The organism is Providencia sp. JUb39 (assembly GCF_012272845.1).
Taxonomy (GTDB): Bacteria; Pseudomonadota; Gammaproteobacteria; order Enterobacterales; family Enterobacteriaceae; genus Providencia; species Providencia lanzhouensis.
Genome location: NZ_JAAWXD020000001.1, coordinates 3,767,973 through 3,782,800 on the forward strand (window position 1 = coordinate 3,767,973; position 14,828 = coordinate 3,782,800).

General features: G+C 34.8%; 15 protein-coding genes. 6 read left to right on the plus strand and 9 right to left on the minus strand.

Going from position 1 to position 14,828, the window contains the following annotated elements; all coding sequences use genetic code 11:
- Positions 1-10 precede the first annotated feature (10 nt).
- From HFU86_RS17435 to HFU86_RS17465, 7 genes are all read right to left on the minus strand, one after another.
- The gene (locus HFU86_RS17435; protein ID WP_132496410.1) at positions 11-1,138 is read right to left on the minus strand and encodes a hypothetical protein; all 1,128 of its coding nucleotides are present in this window, start codon (positions 1,136-1,138) and stop codon (positions 11-13) included.
- Between the two features lie 675 nt (positions 1,139-1,813).
- Positions 1,814-2,953 carry a hypothetical protein gene (locus HFU86_RS17440; protein ID WP_187129739.1) on the minus strand — a complete coding sequence of 380 codons (1,140 nt, stop codon included), beginning with the start codon at positions 2,951-2,953 and terminating at the stop codon, positions 1,814-1,816.
- 118 nt (positions 2,954-3,071) lie between these two features.
- On the minus strand, positions 3,072-3,899 hold the full coding sequence (locus HFU86_RS17445; RefSeq protein WP_187129740.1) for a DUF932 domain-containing protein: 828 nt from the start codon (positions 3,897-3,899) through the stop codon (positions 3,072-3,074).
- A gap of 61 nt (positions 3,900-3,960) precedes the next feature.
- Positions 3,961-4,401: an antirestriction protein gene (locus HFU86_RS17450; RefSeq protein WP_442959173.1), complete on the minus strand. Its 441-nt coding sequence runs from the start codon at positions 4,399-4,401 to the stop codon at positions 3,961-3,963.
- Positions 4,402-4,900: 499 nt separating this feature from the next.
- A complete protein-coding gene (locus HFU86_RS17455; RefSeq protein WP_112308073.1) occupies positions 4,901-5,605 on the minus strand; it encodes a helix-turn-helix transcriptional regulator in 705 nt (234 codons plus the stop codon).
- A 225-nt stretch (positions 5,606-5,830) separates the two neighbouring features.
- A complete protein-coding gene (locus HFU86_RS17460; protein WP_187129741.1) occupies positions 5,831-6,715 on the minus strand; it encodes a GTPase family protein in 885 nt (294 codons plus the stop codon).
- 59 nt (positions 6,716-6,774) lie between these two features.
- Positions 6,775-7,659 carry a hypothetical protein gene (locus tag HFU86_RS17465; RefSeq protein ID WP_187129742.1) on the minus strand — a complete coding sequence of 295 codons (885 nt, stop codon included), beginning with the start codon at positions 7,657-7,659 and terminating at the stop codon, positions 6,775-6,777.
- Between the two features lie 522 nt (positions 7,660-8,181).
- Between HFU86_RS17465 and HFU86_RS17470 the strand changes: the two genes are divergently transcribed.
- The 4 genes from HFU86_RS17470 (at position 8,182) to HFU86_RS17485 (ending at position 10,418) form a co-directional block, all read left to right on the plus strand.
- Positions 8,182-8,817 (plus strand): inovirus Gp2 family protein, encoded by a 636-nt coding sequence (locus HFU86_RS17470; protein WP_187129743.1) that lies wholly within the window; start codon positions 8,182-8,184, stop codon positions 8,815-8,817.
- A gap of 95 nt (positions 8,818-8,912) precedes the next feature.
- Entirely contained in the window at positions 8,913-9,137 is a 225-nt protein-coding gene (locus HFU86_RS17475) for a helix-turn-helix transcriptional regulator (protein ID WP_187129744.1), read from the plus strand.
- A 127-nt stretch (positions 9,138-9,264) separates the two neighbouring features.
- The gene (locus HFU86_RS17480) at positions 9,265-9,654 is read left to right on the plus strand and encodes a putative zinc ribbon protein (protein WP_187129745.1); all 390 of its coding nucleotides are present in this window, start codon (positions 9,265-9,267) and stop codon (positions 9,652-9,654) included.
- Positions 9,655-9,968: 314 nt separating this feature from the next.
- A complete protein-coding gene (locus HFU86_RS17485) occupies positions 9,969-10,418 on the plus strand; it encodes a hypothetical protein (protein ID WP_187129746.1) in 450 nt (149 codons plus the stop codon).
- A gap of 245 nt (positions 10,419-10,663) precedes the next feature.
- Here the strand turns inward: HFU86_RS17485 and HFU86_RS17490 are convergent, their stop codons facing one another.
- Complete coding sequence (locus HFU86_RS17490; RefSeq protein WP_187129747.1) at positions 10,664-11,038, minus strand: hypothetical protein; 375 nt, start codon at positions 11,036-11,038, stop codon at positions 10,664-10,666.
- A gap of 343 nt (positions 11,039-11,381) precedes the next feature.
- Positions 11,382-11,504: a hypothetical protein gene (locus HFU86_RS19835; RefSeq protein WP_255426005.1), complete on the minus strand. Its 123-nt coding sequence runs from the start codon at positions 11,502-11,504 to the stop codon at positions 11,382-11,384.
- A gap of 536 nt (positions 11,505-12,040) precedes the next feature.
- On the opposite strand from HFU86_RS19835, the gene HFU86_RS17495 reads away from it, so the two are divergent.
- Both HFU86_RS17495 and HFU86_RS17500 read left to right on the plus strand, forming a co-directional pair.
- Positions 12,041-13,651 carry a type I restriction-modification system subunit M gene (locus HFU86_RS17495; RefSeq protein ID WP_187129748.1) on the plus strand — a complete coding sequence of 537 codons (1,611 nt, stop codon included), beginning with the start codon at positions 12,041-12,043 and terminating at the stop codon, positions 13,649-13,651.
- Positions 13,648-14,790, plus strand: coding sequence for a restriction endonuclease subunit S (locus HFU86_RS17500; protein WP_187129749.1), 1,143 nt, complete (start codon positions 13,648-13,650; stop codon positions 14,788-14,790). The genes HFU86_RS17495 and HFU86_RS17500 overlap by 4 nt, the downstream gene beginning before the upstream one ends.
- The last annotated feature ends 38 nt before the right edge of the window (positions 14,791-14,828 follow it).

A 14,828-nucleotide genomic window follows, 5' to 3' on the forward strand; every position in this document is an offset into this window, starting at 1 on the left:
ATTAACTCCACTATCCCACAATTTTAAGTGCCTTCTTATCAAATGGAATACAACTCTGTGCTGATTTTTTTAGCTCATCACTAGTCTTTCCATCTTCCTTATTGTCATATATATAGTTAGATAAACTATTTTTATAAGGTATAATTATACTTTTGGGGCACACTAAATTAGTTTCCCCAAATGAATACATAGAAACCCCATCAATCGTGTATTTATTACTATCATTTAAGATTCGTTTATTCCATAAATCTAAATTAAATAGCTTTTCCGGATATGAATTTTCATCCACAAGATATACGTGTGGATTTTCATCCATTACTCCAGAAAATTTCATTGTAGCATTTATAACTAAGGAAGGAATTGATGGAACAAATATTGGGATAATAAAAACAAATAAAATTAAGACAGGAGAAATGGTGATAATAGTTGAAAGCCAACCTTTTTTATTAACTTCGCTAAAATAGACAAAACAAGGAACAACAGAAATAAATATAGTGAGTTCAAAAACAGAAAATAAATATAATACTTGTATCCAAACGCTCTCACCATTTGATTTAACCCCATTTGTTACCATATAAAAAGAAAACGAATACAAAGTCAATGTTAATAAAAAAACAAATGGAATTATCACATATATTTCTATTTCCTTCCATTTGGCCTTAGATGGTTGCTTGAACGATAAATCTTGACTTACTATTTTTTTGACCCCTCTAACATAGAGATACCACCCATAAGAAATCACAAGTAAAATCAAAGATATATTTATATAAAAACTATAGGGACCATCATTAAAAAAAACAGAAAGTATAAAAAACAAGTTAGAAAATGTCGCTATTATAAAGAAAATTTTTGTGTAACTCATTCTAACTTCATTATATTTCAATATATACTCATCATCCTTATTTAAAAACATAATTATATTGATAGATGGTAATAAAAATATAAGCGCCATTGAGAAAAAGGAAATAGTGAGAAAAAATGCAATAATAAAAAGGCTATCCTTAGAAGCCATTGAACTCAAAAATAAGCTTAACCATCCTATTTTATTCAAGTAAAACCAATTAGCTATTAATGCTAAAAAAGACACAAATAGAGATGATTTTAAAATTAACTTAATTATTTTCTTATAAATTCTCATATTAATCCTTATAAAAGTAAATTTTTATATCCGTAAAAACATCCTATTTCCATAATCGTCCTTCATCATTACTGAGGATTTATTATTTTAAACTTAAGTTAAATTTGCAATAATTAAATTAAACTTTCCATTATTTATGCGACTAAATGCACTATTTTTCTGTCAGCACCATAGTGATATATACACGCTTTTCAGCTGCTGCATCGAAAGCACAAAAGATCCTGATATGGGTGAAATGAAATGTACTGAGATAAAGAGAAAAGATAGGGAAAAAACCAACAATTCACGAATTCCAGACATAAAAAAAGACGCTCTAAGCGTCTGATTTTTGGTGCGAAGGCCGGACTCGCTTTTAACAATCAACGCATTGTTTTTAATACTAATAAATTTATAGGTATTTTTTTGTATACTTAAATGTATACTCAGTGGATTAAGGTTTGAAAACTGAGTTACTTAAATCCATTACCGCCTTAAATAAACCATCATCATAATACCACCTTTATTCTGTGTATTGGAAATAATTCAAAAAACAGTTGAGTACAAGAGGGCTTAGCACCGAACAAAAATATGTTTATTATTAATGCGATGCTAGCTGGGTAGCTAGCATCTTCAACCTCTTTTCAATAGTATTTTACTAAAATATGCCTCTTCGATTTAATCGTAGTTTATCAAACACTAGTCTTTTGACATTCCGATATTTTTAAGAGATTTTTTATCAAATGGAATACAGTTTTCCGCTAGTCTCTTTAATTCATTACTAACTTTGTCATCTTCTTTTTTATCAAAAAAATAATTAGATAAACTATTTCCATAAGACATGACTATATTTTTTGGACATACTAAATTAGTTTCTCCAAATGAATACATAGATACACCCTCAATAGTAAATCTATTACTATCTTTTATAGTCCGTTTGTTCCATAAGTCTAATTCAAACAATTCCTCAGGGTATTCCTTTTTATCCACAACATATGTACGCGGGCTTTCATTCTTTATACCTGAAAATTTCATTGTTGCATTTATAATTATAGAAGGAATAGATGGAACAAGCATTGATATAATGAAAATGAATAAAACTAAACAGCCTGAAATAGAAGTAATAATTGAAAACCAACCTTTTTCATTCATACCTCTGAAATAGATAAAACAAGGAATAACAGAGCTAACGATAATAAATTCAAAAATAAAAAATAAATATACTGCTTGTATCCAAGCACTCTCACCATTAGATTTAAGTCCTTTTGTTACCACATAAAAAGACAATGAGTAAAAAGTCAAAATTAACAAAATCATAGATGGAGTTACCACATATATTTCTATTTTTTTCCATCTAGCTTTCGATGATTTTTTGAATGATAAATCTTGACTTACTATTTTTTTAAGACCTCTATAATAAAGAGCCAATCCTGTAAAAATCAAAACAAAAAGTAAAAACAAATTGAGATACAAGCTATAATAGTCATTACTAAAAAATAACGAAACCATAAAAAACAGGTTAGCCACTGTTGCTATTACAAGAAAAATTTTCACATAATTCAATCTAACCTCATTATATTTTAATATATACTCATCATCTTTATTTAAAAACATAATTATATTAATAGATGGCAACATAAATATGAGCACTATTAAAAAGAATGAAATAACAAGGAAAAACGCAACGATAAAAAGATTTTCGATAGATATTATTGAACTTAAAAATAAATCTAACCATCCTATTTTATTCAAGTAGAACCAATTAGCCATCAATGCTAAAAAAGATATAAATGTAGATGATGTTAGAAATAATGTAATTACTTTCTGATAATGCTTCATACTAGCTCCTATAAAAATAAAATCTTGATCCTTTATAAAAATAGCCTACCCCAATGAGCTTGTAGGATAGACTATTTAGTAATAATCTAATATTAATTCACGTCTCTTAAAACTCCAATCAAGATATTCGAAAACACTCATGCATTTTTTCAGTCATCACCCATAGCGCCTTATTCAATTTAATATCCCCATCGATACCATTCACTGAACGAGTGCGAGCCCTCTTGCCTTTAGCGTTCCGACCCGTTAGCCCTCCTTTGATTAAATTCTCCTGTAAACGTTGATATACCGTCCACAGATCATCTTTCTTATCTTCCCAACGACGAGGCTGTAATACTTGTTCTTCGGTAATCGGTTGATATTCTTCACCAAAGCGATACGTCAAAGCCGCTTGTGCCAAGGCTTGCTGTGCTGGTGGCGGTAACAATAGTGACTGCATCTGTTCACGCTTTTCAGCAACAGAATCAAACGTTTCCAGCACTTCATAAGCCCCTTCAATTACTTTGCCTACAACATCGCCTTTATGTGGCACACGCACTTCACCAAAGGTATCGCCGCAAACTAAACCATTTTGGCAGACTGCTCTAAATAGCCCCGGCAACATCTGATAACTGCTTGATCCATCATGACTGTTTAAGAGGATAATTTCAGGAACTTGAATACCTGTGATTTGATCGTGTCGCCTGAGCCTTAACATATGCTTGGTGTGCTCTCGACGGCTGGTATCACGCACACGAGTCTGGCAAGCAAAGAACGGATAAAAACCTTCTTTTTGCAGGCTGTCTAACAAGGTAATGGTTGGAATATAAGTGTATCGCTCACTTCTGGACTCATGTTTTTCCTCAGAGAAAACACTCGGTACAGTGCGAAATAGTTCTTCGATGGTAAGTGGACGGTCACGACGAATGCTATTCGCCGCACCAAAGCGGGAAGCTAAACGAGTCATAATAAATTTCCTTGAAAATAAATAAGATAGGTAAAACTAAAAGAATGAAGTAAGGGAGTAGTTAATCGATAAAATGGAAAATAGCTGAACTTTCAGGATGTTGAATGGCGTAATCACGTAGCTGATAGAAACGCTCGACTAGTACTTCACTTTCCGTTCTAAATGACCACTGGCTATACAACATCAAACAGACAGCGACACCAGCCGCTTCAGGGCTGAGACTCGCTTCATTACCATTATGCATGTTAAATAGCGTCAATGTTTCATGCTCTAAATCAGGGTAAATAAACGCACCGCCATTGGGTAACGTGCAGTATTCCCAATAGCCGCCCGTGTATTCATCACAGAATTGGCCCATGATAGTGAAAATCACCACTTCAAAGGTGACGAAGCCTTTAACGGTGCCAAAGTGGGTTTGCCAAAAATCCGGCCTTTCTGATAGTGCCACTCTATTGGCTTGAATATGTACAAAGTCATCACTAACTAATATTGTTGAGTTCATCATGTATTTCCTTTAAATAAAGACAAATAAGCCTGTCGGGTGACCGACAGGCTTATTAAATGAGCATAAATTTATATTAGAAATATCCGGTGTATTAACCGGCAAATAAAGAAGTGACTTAACGCATATATGCCCATTCATTCGCACACGACATTTTGGAGCCTTTCAACGTGCACTGACTTATTAAGATATTCCCGGGATACGGTCTAGACTTCAGCCCTATGGTTTCATTAGCCAGCAATTTCTGAGTGCTTGTGTCATAGATATCGACACCACATAAATAACTATTTGCGCCTACCTGCCCACAAGATTGAACACTTTTAACTTCCCCTACTCGATAGTAAGTTGTTTCCTCACCACTACACCCTTTATACAAGATACCAATACCAACAATAGCCAATAAAATTATTAGGGCTCTTGAATGATCAATTAATTTGTTGAGTAATTTTGAAAACATTATGTTTACGTTCCATTAATTAAATATAAAGAAAAACAGGTACTAATAATCAATACCTGTCATTGTTCGTTGAAAACTTTCGAAATAAGGTAGCCCTCGAATGAAGTCATCTTCCTGTGATAGTTGGCAGATATCCTGTCTTCGATAACTCATAATCTCCGTAATATGAACAGCTTGAATTTTATCCAGAGGAATAACGACTAACCGCTGAGTGAAACAGGCAATGAGATACCAATGTGCGCCTTGAAGCACTAAGCGATAAGGTGTCAGTTGTAACCACTCGCTATCTGTTTGTTGAATGCGAATATCAACGGTTGACGTAATTGCCGTAATAATTCGATAAAAACATTCTGCGCTGGTGGGATGTACCTCAATTGATGTATGCCAAGCTAAACAAGGATAATGAATGTCACTATGCAGTAAGTGATTAACAGCCTTGCGTGTTAGTCCCGGAAAATAACGAGATAGCCCTACTTTCTGTAAAAAGGTGAAAATATCGGGTGGACGCCAAGCCGTTAAACGTCCTGACAAACGATATCCCTCTTTATCTGAGATAAGGTCAAGATGAGATAATCGCTGATTAAAATCTCGTTGAAGTGTTCTTTCCGACACGCCAAATTCATCAGCGAGAGCTTTTAAGGATAACGTTTCCCCTGCCAATAATCGGCTAATAATCAGTGATAGCCGAACCGCTAAGCGGTCATGACGAGCTTCATTACCCTGCATATCCCTCATCTCCTGTGCCATATAAAACAAGCCTCAGTATAAGAAATGCACCAGACAGGATATGTCGCGATTTAAAATTAAATGAAAAGATTTTCAAGAAATAGAAACATCTAATATATTGATTTAACAATATATTAATTCCATCAATCTAAAACATTTTGGGAACGACACACCCTGTCGAACCACATTGAGCAAGATATAAACAAAACCGTCTATTTAGCGTTGTTTTGCGCTATATCTGTTACGTTAAAATAACCATCGCCACAATGAAGTCACTGCATCCACTAAAACGTCTTTGGCTTTTACTAATACCGTTTTCAATAGTGTTGATAAGGGAAGTTCATGAATAATGGAGTCGATAGTTTCCTTCACACTTCGGTTAAACCCTTGACGCGCAATATATTCAACAGGCTGAGTTCGGTATGTCGTTTGTAGTTGGCTGACTACACTACTGCTAGCATGTGATGGCAACGCTGCAATTAAGATCTCCACAAATTGAGTCAATTGATATGACTCTTTCGCTGACATAGCAATGATGGGATGTACCGGCAAAAAGGTACGCTGAACCCTATCTACTTTCTGCTGTAAGTGCTGATATTGTTTATCTGAAGGACTATGCTGTTCAAGATCCCACTCTCGGCATGGTTCAATTTTGTCGGCTTGATTTAAAACAAAAAGGAACCGTGTTTTATCATAGCCACACTGTTCTGTTAGAAATTGATAAGCCAATTCATCCGATATCCACGCACGTTCATCAGCCCTTAATACCCAGATAATTAAATCGAGTTTCGGTAATAATTGCTGATATTGCGTGTGATAAGCATCGTTGCTCGCGATACTTTCACCGACACCCGGTAAATCAACGAAAGTTAATGTTCGTGTGCCTAGCTGCATTTCAAAGTGTTTAGCTTCATGTGTACCGCTGTGAATATCACTAACAGGCGAAACATTAGTTTGAAATAAAGCATTGCATAAGCTGGATTTACCGACACCGGTTTTCCCCATTAAACCAATCGTCGGGGAATAGTGAATGATGGCATTCAATTTGTTTTCGATTTGAGCATGTAGATGTGAAAGGGATTGAGGCAGTGTTTTAGTTAATACGTTAGAAATGAGGTTTGGTGTTGACATAATAAATTATCTCCTTGATAAATAACAAAGAGATAATGTAGGTTTGAAAATAAATACAATTAACGCGACACTGAGCTCTGAACGCTCTCATTCAGTTCATCCATTCTAATCATACCTTTAGTTTTTATTTTAATATTATCGGTATGGATATAGAGAATAGGCTCTTGTCTGCTTTTTGAAACTAAACTCATGAAATAACTAGTCGGTTTTTCCGTATCTAAAAAATCAATAAAGTACCCACCATATTTCCCTTGAGTTAAACTGAACTTAGGTTTCCCTTCATTATTAAATTTCGTCATGTAATTACTATACCGATAATAATTAATGCTATTGTAATCATAAATTCTAAATGAACTATTTTTTATATCTACAAATATCATATCCCATAAGAATTCAATAAAGATCTTCACATAAGGCTCGTCATTATATTTTATTTCTATAACTTTAATTTCAACCTGATTAACAAGATGGATGATAAAATCAAAAAATTTATAAGTATTTTCATTCCCTTTAGCTCTAAATTTCACTCTTTCGCTTATAAGTTGATGAACTAAATCATGGCGTTTTAACATATTGAGAAAATTAAATTCATCTTTAGCATTAATGAATTCTCCCTTTTTTTCTATTGGTATGCTTAGATAACCATTCCCTCGGCATTTAATAACCTGTCGAACTAAATCAATGTGTAGCTCTTCTTCACAAGTATGACCATGTTTATCATCGTGACGATTTTTGTTCTTATAGTAAATATGCATCAAGTTATTAGATAATTCTTTTGACCCTATTTTAGTAAAATTATCATCCTTCTCATCCTGATAGTCTAAGCTCTCTTCTGGAATTGTATCTTCAAGAATTTTATTAATTGCAGCGGATCGCGATCCTTGCTTATCAAGATAGTTCTGTACTTTTGTCGAGGTAATGTTAACAGTGACACGCTTAGCCATATCGTTACCCTACTTCAAATTCATCAATCGTTTTCTGTGAAAATAGCTACATGGCTACCCTACCTACAATGATACCTTTGCCTGCACACCTATTCTAGCTTCGAATGCAATGGTGTACTTCAATGCTTCATATCCAGATAATTCCCTACAATACAGTGCAGCACTTCATACAAAGAAATGATTTTAAACAAATAAAATAAAACAACAACAGTAATTGGGCAAAAAGAAATCAGTAATGTAGATGCTCTCAGTAATGTCTTTTTATCCTATATCGACATTCTGATGCTTCAATGTCAGAGTTAAAAGAGGCTTGATAATGGCATGGCTCAGTTGGCTAAAGCTACTTTCTAGCGTTGGTATAGTAATATATATACCTATTCATAGATCCCTAACATACATAACGACATCTACCAGATACTCCTACCCATAAGACAACAATTAATCTTCTAGTCATTACCATTCACCAATAAAAAAGTACTTACCCTACGACTTTATGCTGTTACATAACGAGATAGGGCAAGCATGAAATCACATAATGAAACTAAGACAAAGAAGCTTAAAACAATCAATCCAGATATCAGTAGGAAGATAGAACGAACCTTAAAAACAGCCTTAGATAAACATCCTCGATTATTTATTATCAGAATAGATCTTCGGTTCCCACAACACACCGAATGTAAGAAAGATTCTCGCGTGATATCACGGTTCTTTGATTCTCTAAAAGCCCAGCTAAAAGCTTATGAGTTGAAAAAACGTAAGCAGGGTCAACGTGTCTATCCTAACGGGTTAAAAAGCCTATGGGTTAGAGAGATAGGCCCTAAAAATAAGAATCTCCATTATCACTGTGTTCTGCTCTTCAACAAGGATGCCTTCTTCACATTAGGTCGTTTTCAATGTGATGACGAGTGGGGGGAAACAACCAAGAATTTATATTCAAGGATCAATCAGGCATGGCATAGCGCATTAGGAATTGAAATGCTGAATGATGGGATTATTCATGTCTGTAGCTACGATATTAATCCTATCCGATACCTGCATAAAGGCTCTGATAGCTTTGAGAAGGATTATAAAAACTGTGTTGATAAGCTTAGTTACCTTGCTAAGGATTACAGCAAACCCTACAAAGATGGAAACCGAGTCGTAGGTTGTAGCCGATAATTAATCACTGAGGAACGGATGTCATGACACCAAGTGATATCCCTTTCCTTCAATTGATATCGCTTCTGAATTTAATTCAAGCAGGAGCTTTTCTCATGACAAACGCAACGACTACTTCAGCACCCACTTCTCTCCTCACTGACCAATTTATTGATATGAAATTCATTACTCAGTTAACAGGCTTAACCGATAAGTGGTTCTATAAACTCATTCAAGACGGTGAATTCCCTAAACCGATTAAGTTAGGTCGTAGCTCACGCTGGCTCAAGAGCGAAGTGGAACTATGGCTATCTGCACGAATTCAACAATCACGCGCTTAGTTTTCACTGACTCATCCTCTCTTCTTTTCAGTATTCACTACATGACCTAGCCACCTATTAGACGATATTCCGTCTGGTTTCGTGCGCCTGTTAAGAAGAGATAATTTCTTACTAAGGTAACCATGCTATGACAACAACATTACCGGAATTAGAGACGCCTCGCCTGTATATTGCAAATACCCCGAACCTTAAGCCTATCGGTGTCCGAGCAGCGGTTAGTGATCCTTTAGTACAATACACGTGCCTTCATTATGGAGAGAATCTGAGCTTAATAACCGATGACGAAACTTATTGGTTTGAGCATAGTGATAAATCATCAGAGAAACGTTGTATCCACTGCTTGAGTTTTATCAATCAGCAAATCAGAAATGAAATGCAGGGAGGTATTTATCGATGGTTAAAACCTTTAGTGCCTATAACAGACTGGTTTTGTGTGCTTTATCAAAATGAATACAGTGGTTCAAAATACTGTCCTACATGTCAGGATGGTATCTACAGCATTGCTGCGCCAAGTTAAAATTAAGGTTGATTAAAAGGAACATATCGCAAAATAAGGGGCTTGTAATTAAGCCCCATTCATAGGAAACGTTTCGAGGACATTTTGTAGTACACGATAAAGAGTTGTCTATATGATTGACGTGTTCATATGCCCTACTATTAACTGTGCAACGACAGCATGAAGAATGAGTGCCGCTACAATAAATATAGGCTATCAGGCAGACAAGTTTTATGCTTCACTGAAGGAGCAGGATGTGCCAGTATAATGACTCAAATAAACTACAATCTAGTACGTTTAGAGTGGATCACAAGTAAGATAATTAGAGGACCATCATGCCAACTTTTCGTAATGCACTGCTTTCTTTTTTCGCTGTAGGGTTACTCTCTCCAATAGCGATAGCAAGTACCCACACCGTCACTGTCTTCCAATGTGTCAATAAAAATCAAAAGCAAGTTAATATTAGCCTTGTGAATGAGCAGTATATTTATCAGTTCGGCAAACTCAATCAAAAACCTGATATCGTTATCACGAGAAAGCCAGAGCAATTAGAAGGGCGTTATTTAAATCCAAAAGGAGATACGGGTACAGCCCAAATCTATGAAATGGACTTTAGAAATGGCAACTATATTTATACCATTTCCTCTTCTTATTTTGATTCAAAACACGAAGCTCAAGTAGATGTGTACCAAAACGATAAATTGCTCACTACCATCAATTGTTTACCAAATACTATTGTTGATAACCTTAGTGAGCACATTTTTGACTTGCCAAGTGATCATTAAATCATTGTAAAGGGCGTTAAAATTTCAGTAGTGTAATAACTGAATTATTCTATTATCTAGATGCCCTTCAAAATATCTTGATAACAGGAATAAGCTTAGATAATAAATATCGTCCACTTTTCCTGAGTATTGAGCTATCCAAGATGATGTTATTTAAATAGGTCGAGGTATTTCCCCTTTGGTTTACATCAGTTTGTGGCTCTGGTGATGTAAAAATTACGCATATACTGGCTAGTTGGTCGCTGTCACCATGTAAAGGTATATGAACCCTTGTCTGTATTCACAATTAATTCAAGTGGCTTACATTTAGTGTAGGATGAGTTACTTGGACTAGTAAACGTGTAGGACTGATCAAACTTTAGTTTGGCATTCATGTTTTGTCCCCTATCATTGGTTGAAATAACACAATTATCGCGATTCAAAACCAATGACTGCAACGTAATATTGTCATCAAGGCTAGTAATGGTATAACGCCATACAGGAAAAGAAGCTTGTCCGGCGCGAAGTCTATCACCTTTCGCATCGACCTTAATGGGAGAATTAGCGGCAAATGTCATTGTATTACAGAATAGAAAACTACTCACAAGCAATACAGTACGAATATAATTAATCAATTTCATTATAAAATCCTTGTATAGAGATAATAGAAAAATAAAAGAATACCCTTATTTAAAGGATACGATTTCCTCTGGTATTAACTCAGCAATTCATAAGGTTAATTTTTATTTTATTTTATTATTGTTATTTAACATTTCAGGAAGATTTTTAATCAAATAAATAGCGAAATTAAACACACTATTTAAGAGTGATTTAATTAAATTGGGAAATTTAAAAGCAATAGGTAAAGCAATAAAAATGAATAATAAAAATAAAACAATTTGCATGGTAATAATCCTGACTCAAAGAAAAAGAGCCAGTCAAATTTATGGCTCTACTCTATTAATAAAATTGACATCATTACGATTAAGATTCTCGTTGTTTTCTTCTCATCCATTTATTGTAATAATCTGAGCGTTCTTCATCTCGCCCGCCAGTTTCTTCAATCCAATCTTCATATTCCGGACTATCTTCAAAACGCTCTGACATAATGACTTCCTCTATGATGCGTTGCCTTGATTTAATTAAATAGTGATATTTCCTATCGCAAGTAGCATAAAGGAACGAGAGCTAGAATTAAAATCGTTATAAACGATCGAAGTTATAAAATTGATCTGCAAAACCTATCAATATAACGATTAATGAAGCCACTTTAATAGTCACCGGCTATTGAAATAGATAAACCGATCGTTAATATAGATCAACTTACCGAAAGTCATTCATATTAAGAATGTAGCTATGTGATTGTCATTGAGGGTATAAGGCTCATATCTGAGTAGAATATAAGTTAATATCAGAGAGTGAGGATTTGACTGATTGCAGCACTGAACATGCCAATAAATAACGTAGACAATATTTTTTTGAAAGATAAAGGGACTAGCATAACTCTTACTCTATGATTTTATTTGATATAATTCCGTATCAGTGTCCTCAGCTCTTAAGCTACAAGATTTGAACTTACACGATACCTTTATGATAAGATAACGTAACGATATTGTGTTTTTTTAATCATCCAAGGTAGTTAAATGACAACGGCAAATGACGCGCAGCAGTTACGCGAACTTCAAGGTAAACTATGGGATATTGCAGATTCCTTACGGGGTAAAATGCATGCAGATGAGTTTCGTGATTATTGCTTGGGCTTTATTTTCTATAAATATTTATCTGAGCAATTTGCTAACTACGCCGACAGCATCTTAAAACAAGATGGCTTAACGTATAGCTCGCTAGATATTCATTCACCCGATTATGCCGATATTCTAGAAGCCGTTAAAAGTGATGCGATTGAAGCAATTGGTTATTATCTTCCACCGGAATCCCTCTTTCACTCTTTAGCTAAGCGCGTTCAAGCTGACCCGAAAGGCGTTGGACAAGGCTTTATCTTAGAAGACTTGAGTAAGATATTACGCGGGATTGAGCAAAGCACACTCGGTTCTGACTCTGTTGATGATTTTAGTAACCTGTTTGAAGATTTAGATTTAACATCAAGTAAGCTAGGTAATACTGAAGCCGCAAAAAATGAACTTATTGCCAGCATTATTAATAAATTGGATGAGTTAAGTTTTAACTTAACCGACGCCAATACAGATATCCTTGGCGATGCCTATGAATATCTGATTGGTGAATTTGCCAGCGGTGCCGGTAAAAAAGCGGGCGAGTTCTATACACCACAGCCAGTTTCTACGTTACTTGCTAAAATTGTCACCGCTCATAAGCTAAAATTAAAAAATGTTTATGATCCAACGTGCGGTTCAGGCTCTTTACTGCTACGAGTGAAGCGAGAAGCTAAATCCGTCGGTAAAATCTACGGACAAGAATTAAACCGCACAACCTATAACTTGGCACGAATGAACATGATATTGCACGGTGTGCATTACGCTGATTTCGAAATAGTGCAAGAAAATACCCTCACTCAACCTCAGCACCTTGATAAACGTTTTGATGCCATTGTTGCCAATCCACCATTTTCTGCACATTGGCCTGCTGATGGTCTGATGCTGAGTGATCCACGTTTTAGCCAATACGGCAAGTTAGCCCCAAAAACGAAAGCTGATATGGCATTTGTTCAGCACATGTATTACCACTTAGCGGAAGATGGAACGATGGCAGTAGTATTGCCACATGGGGTTTTATTTCGCGGTGCCGCTGAAGGTCATATTCGAAAATATATGATTGAGAAACTCAATTGTATTGATGGCGTTATCGGGCTTCCTGCCAACTTGTTCTACGGTACGAGTATTCCTACCTGCATTTTAGTTTTGAAAAAATGTCGTAAAGATGATGAACATATCCTCTTTATTGATGCTAGCCAAGAGTTTGATAAAGTTAAAACACAGAATCTTTTATCAACAGAACATATTAATAAAATTATTGATTGCTATACCGATAGAACAGTAATTGAGAAATTTAGCTATTTAGCGCCTTTAAAAGAGATAAAAGATAACGATTATAATTTGAATATTCCACGTTATGTGGATACTTTTGAAGCTGAAGACGATATTGATATTAATGCTATTGCTAAAGAGATCATTACTCTTGAATCAGAAATGATCAGTGTAGATAAGGAAATAGCTAAATTTTGTAACGAGTTAAAAATCATATCTCCATTTACTTCATTAAAAGACGTTCAATCATGATCCAAAATACGCCCAAATTAAGATTTAATGAATATAGCGATAACTGGATTGAATGCCCGTTAAGTGATTTAGCTAATTTAGCACGAGGAAAATTTTCAGTTAGACCTCGTAATGACCCTAGATATTTCGGGGGGAATATCCCTTTTATTCAAACAAGTGATATAGTCAAAAGTAGTATTTATGTTGAGCAATATTCACAAACCTTAAATGAATTAGGTTTAAAAGTTAGTAAAGTTTTTCCGGTCGGAACAATTATGATTACTATTGCCGCAAATATAGGTGATGTCGCAATACTAAAATATCAGATGGCATGCCCAGATAGCCTTGTTGGTATCGAGGCTAAAGAGTTTGTTGCAAATAACATCTGGTTAATGTACTCACTACTCCTCAAAAAAGATGAACTAGAGTCTTTAGCTACGCAAAATGCACAAAAAAATATTAATTTACAGATTCTAAATTCATTAAATATTTTTATCCCAGCCTATCAAGAACAAAAAAAAATGGCTCAGTTTCTACTATCAGTAGATAAAAAAATTATGCTACAAAGCCGAAAAATCGAGCTATTACAGCAGTATAAAAAAGGAATGATCCAAAAGCTGTTTAGCCAAAAAATTCGATTTAAAGATGATAAGGGTAATAATTTTCCAAAATGGAATAAGTCCTATATAGGAAATATATTAACAATTGGTAGTGGTCGTGATTATAAACACCTTAATACTGGAAACATTCCTGTTTTTGGTACTGGTGGTTTAATGACTATGGTAGATAACTTCTTACATGATGGTGAGACTGTATGCATTGGTAGAAAAGGAACTATTGATAAACCATTTTATAATAAAGGAAAAATCTGGACTGTTGATACCCTTTTTTATACCCATTCATTCAAAGAAGCGCTACCTATGTTTGTCTATCAGTTATTTTTAACGATTAACTGGAAAGAATACAATGAAGCCTCCGGTGTACCTAGCCTTTCAAAAAAAACAATAGAAAAAATTGAAATTCTTCTACCTTGTGAAAATGAACAACAAAAAATTGCTGATTTTCTATCCTCTATCGACGATAAAATAACAATTGAAAATAATAACCTCGAAAAATTAAAACAATGGAAACAAGGTTTATTACAGAAAATGTTTGTTTAGTGATGACTGTTAAGTAAAATTCACTATCTTTACCCTAT

Excerpts from the sequence above, each read along its gene's own strand:
- HFU86_RS17435 (WP_132496410.1), bottom strand. The coding sequence starts at position 1,138 with ATGAGAATTTATAAGAAAATAATTAAGTTAATTTTAAAATCATCTCTA.
- HFU86_RS17440 (WP_187129739.1), bottom strand. The coding sequence starts at position 2,953 with ATGAAGCATTATCAGAAAGTAATTACATTATTTCTAACATCATCTACA.
- HFU86_RS17445 (WP_187129740.1), bottom strand. The coding sequence starts at position 3,899 with ATGACTCGTTTAGCTTCCCGCTTTGGTGCGGCGAATAGCATTCGTCGT.
- HFU86_RS17450 (WP_442959173.1), bottom strand. The coding sequence starts at position 4,401 with ATGAACTCAACAATATTAGTTAGTGATGACTTTGTACATATTCAAGCC.
- HFU86_RS17455 (WP_112308073.1), bottom strand. The coding sequence starts at position 5,605 with ATGGCACAGGAGATGAGGGATATGCAGGGTAATGAAGCTCGTCATGAC.
- HFU86_RS17460 (WP_187129741.1), bottom strand. The coding sequence starts at position 6,715 with ATGTCAACACCAAACCTCATTTCTAACGTATTAACTAAAACACTGCCT.
- HFU86_RS17465 (WP_187129742.1), bottom strand. The coding sequence starts at position 7,659 with ATGGCTAAGCGTGTCACTGTTAACATTACCTCGACAAAAGTACAGAAC.
- HFU86_RS17470 (WP_187129743.1), top strand. The coding sequence starts at position 8,182 with ATGAAATCACATAATGAAACTAAGACAAAGAAGCTTAAAACAATCAAT.
- HFU86_RS17475 (WP_187129744.1), top strand. The coding sequence starts at position 8,913 with ATGACAAACGCAACGACTACTTCAGCACCCACTTCTCTCCTCACTGAC.
- HFU86_RS17480 (WP_187129745.1), top strand. The coding sequence starts at position 9,265 with ATGACAACAACATTACCGGAATTAGAGACGCCTCGCCTGTATATTGCA.
- HFU86_RS17485 (WP_187129746.1), top strand. The coding sequence starts at position 9,969 with ATGCCAACTTTTCGTAATGCACTGCTTTCTTTTTTCGCTGTAGGGTTA.
- HFU86_RS17490 (WP_187129747.1), bottom strand. The coding sequence starts at position 11,038 with ATGAAATTGATTAATTATATTCGTACTGTATTGCTTGTGAGTAGTTTT.
- HFU86_RS19835 (WP_255426005.1), bottom strand. The coding sequence starts at position 11,504 with ATGTCAGAGCGTTTTGAAGATAGTCCGGAATATGAAGATTGGATTGAA.
- HFU86_RS17495 (WP_187129748.1), top strand. The coding sequence starts at position 12,041 with ATGACAACGGCAAATGACGCGCAGCAGTTACGCGAACTTCAAGGTAAA.
- HFU86_RS17500 (WP_187129749.1), top strand. The coding sequence starts at position 13,648 with ATGATCCAAAATACGCCCAAATTAAGATTTAATGAATATAGCGATAAC.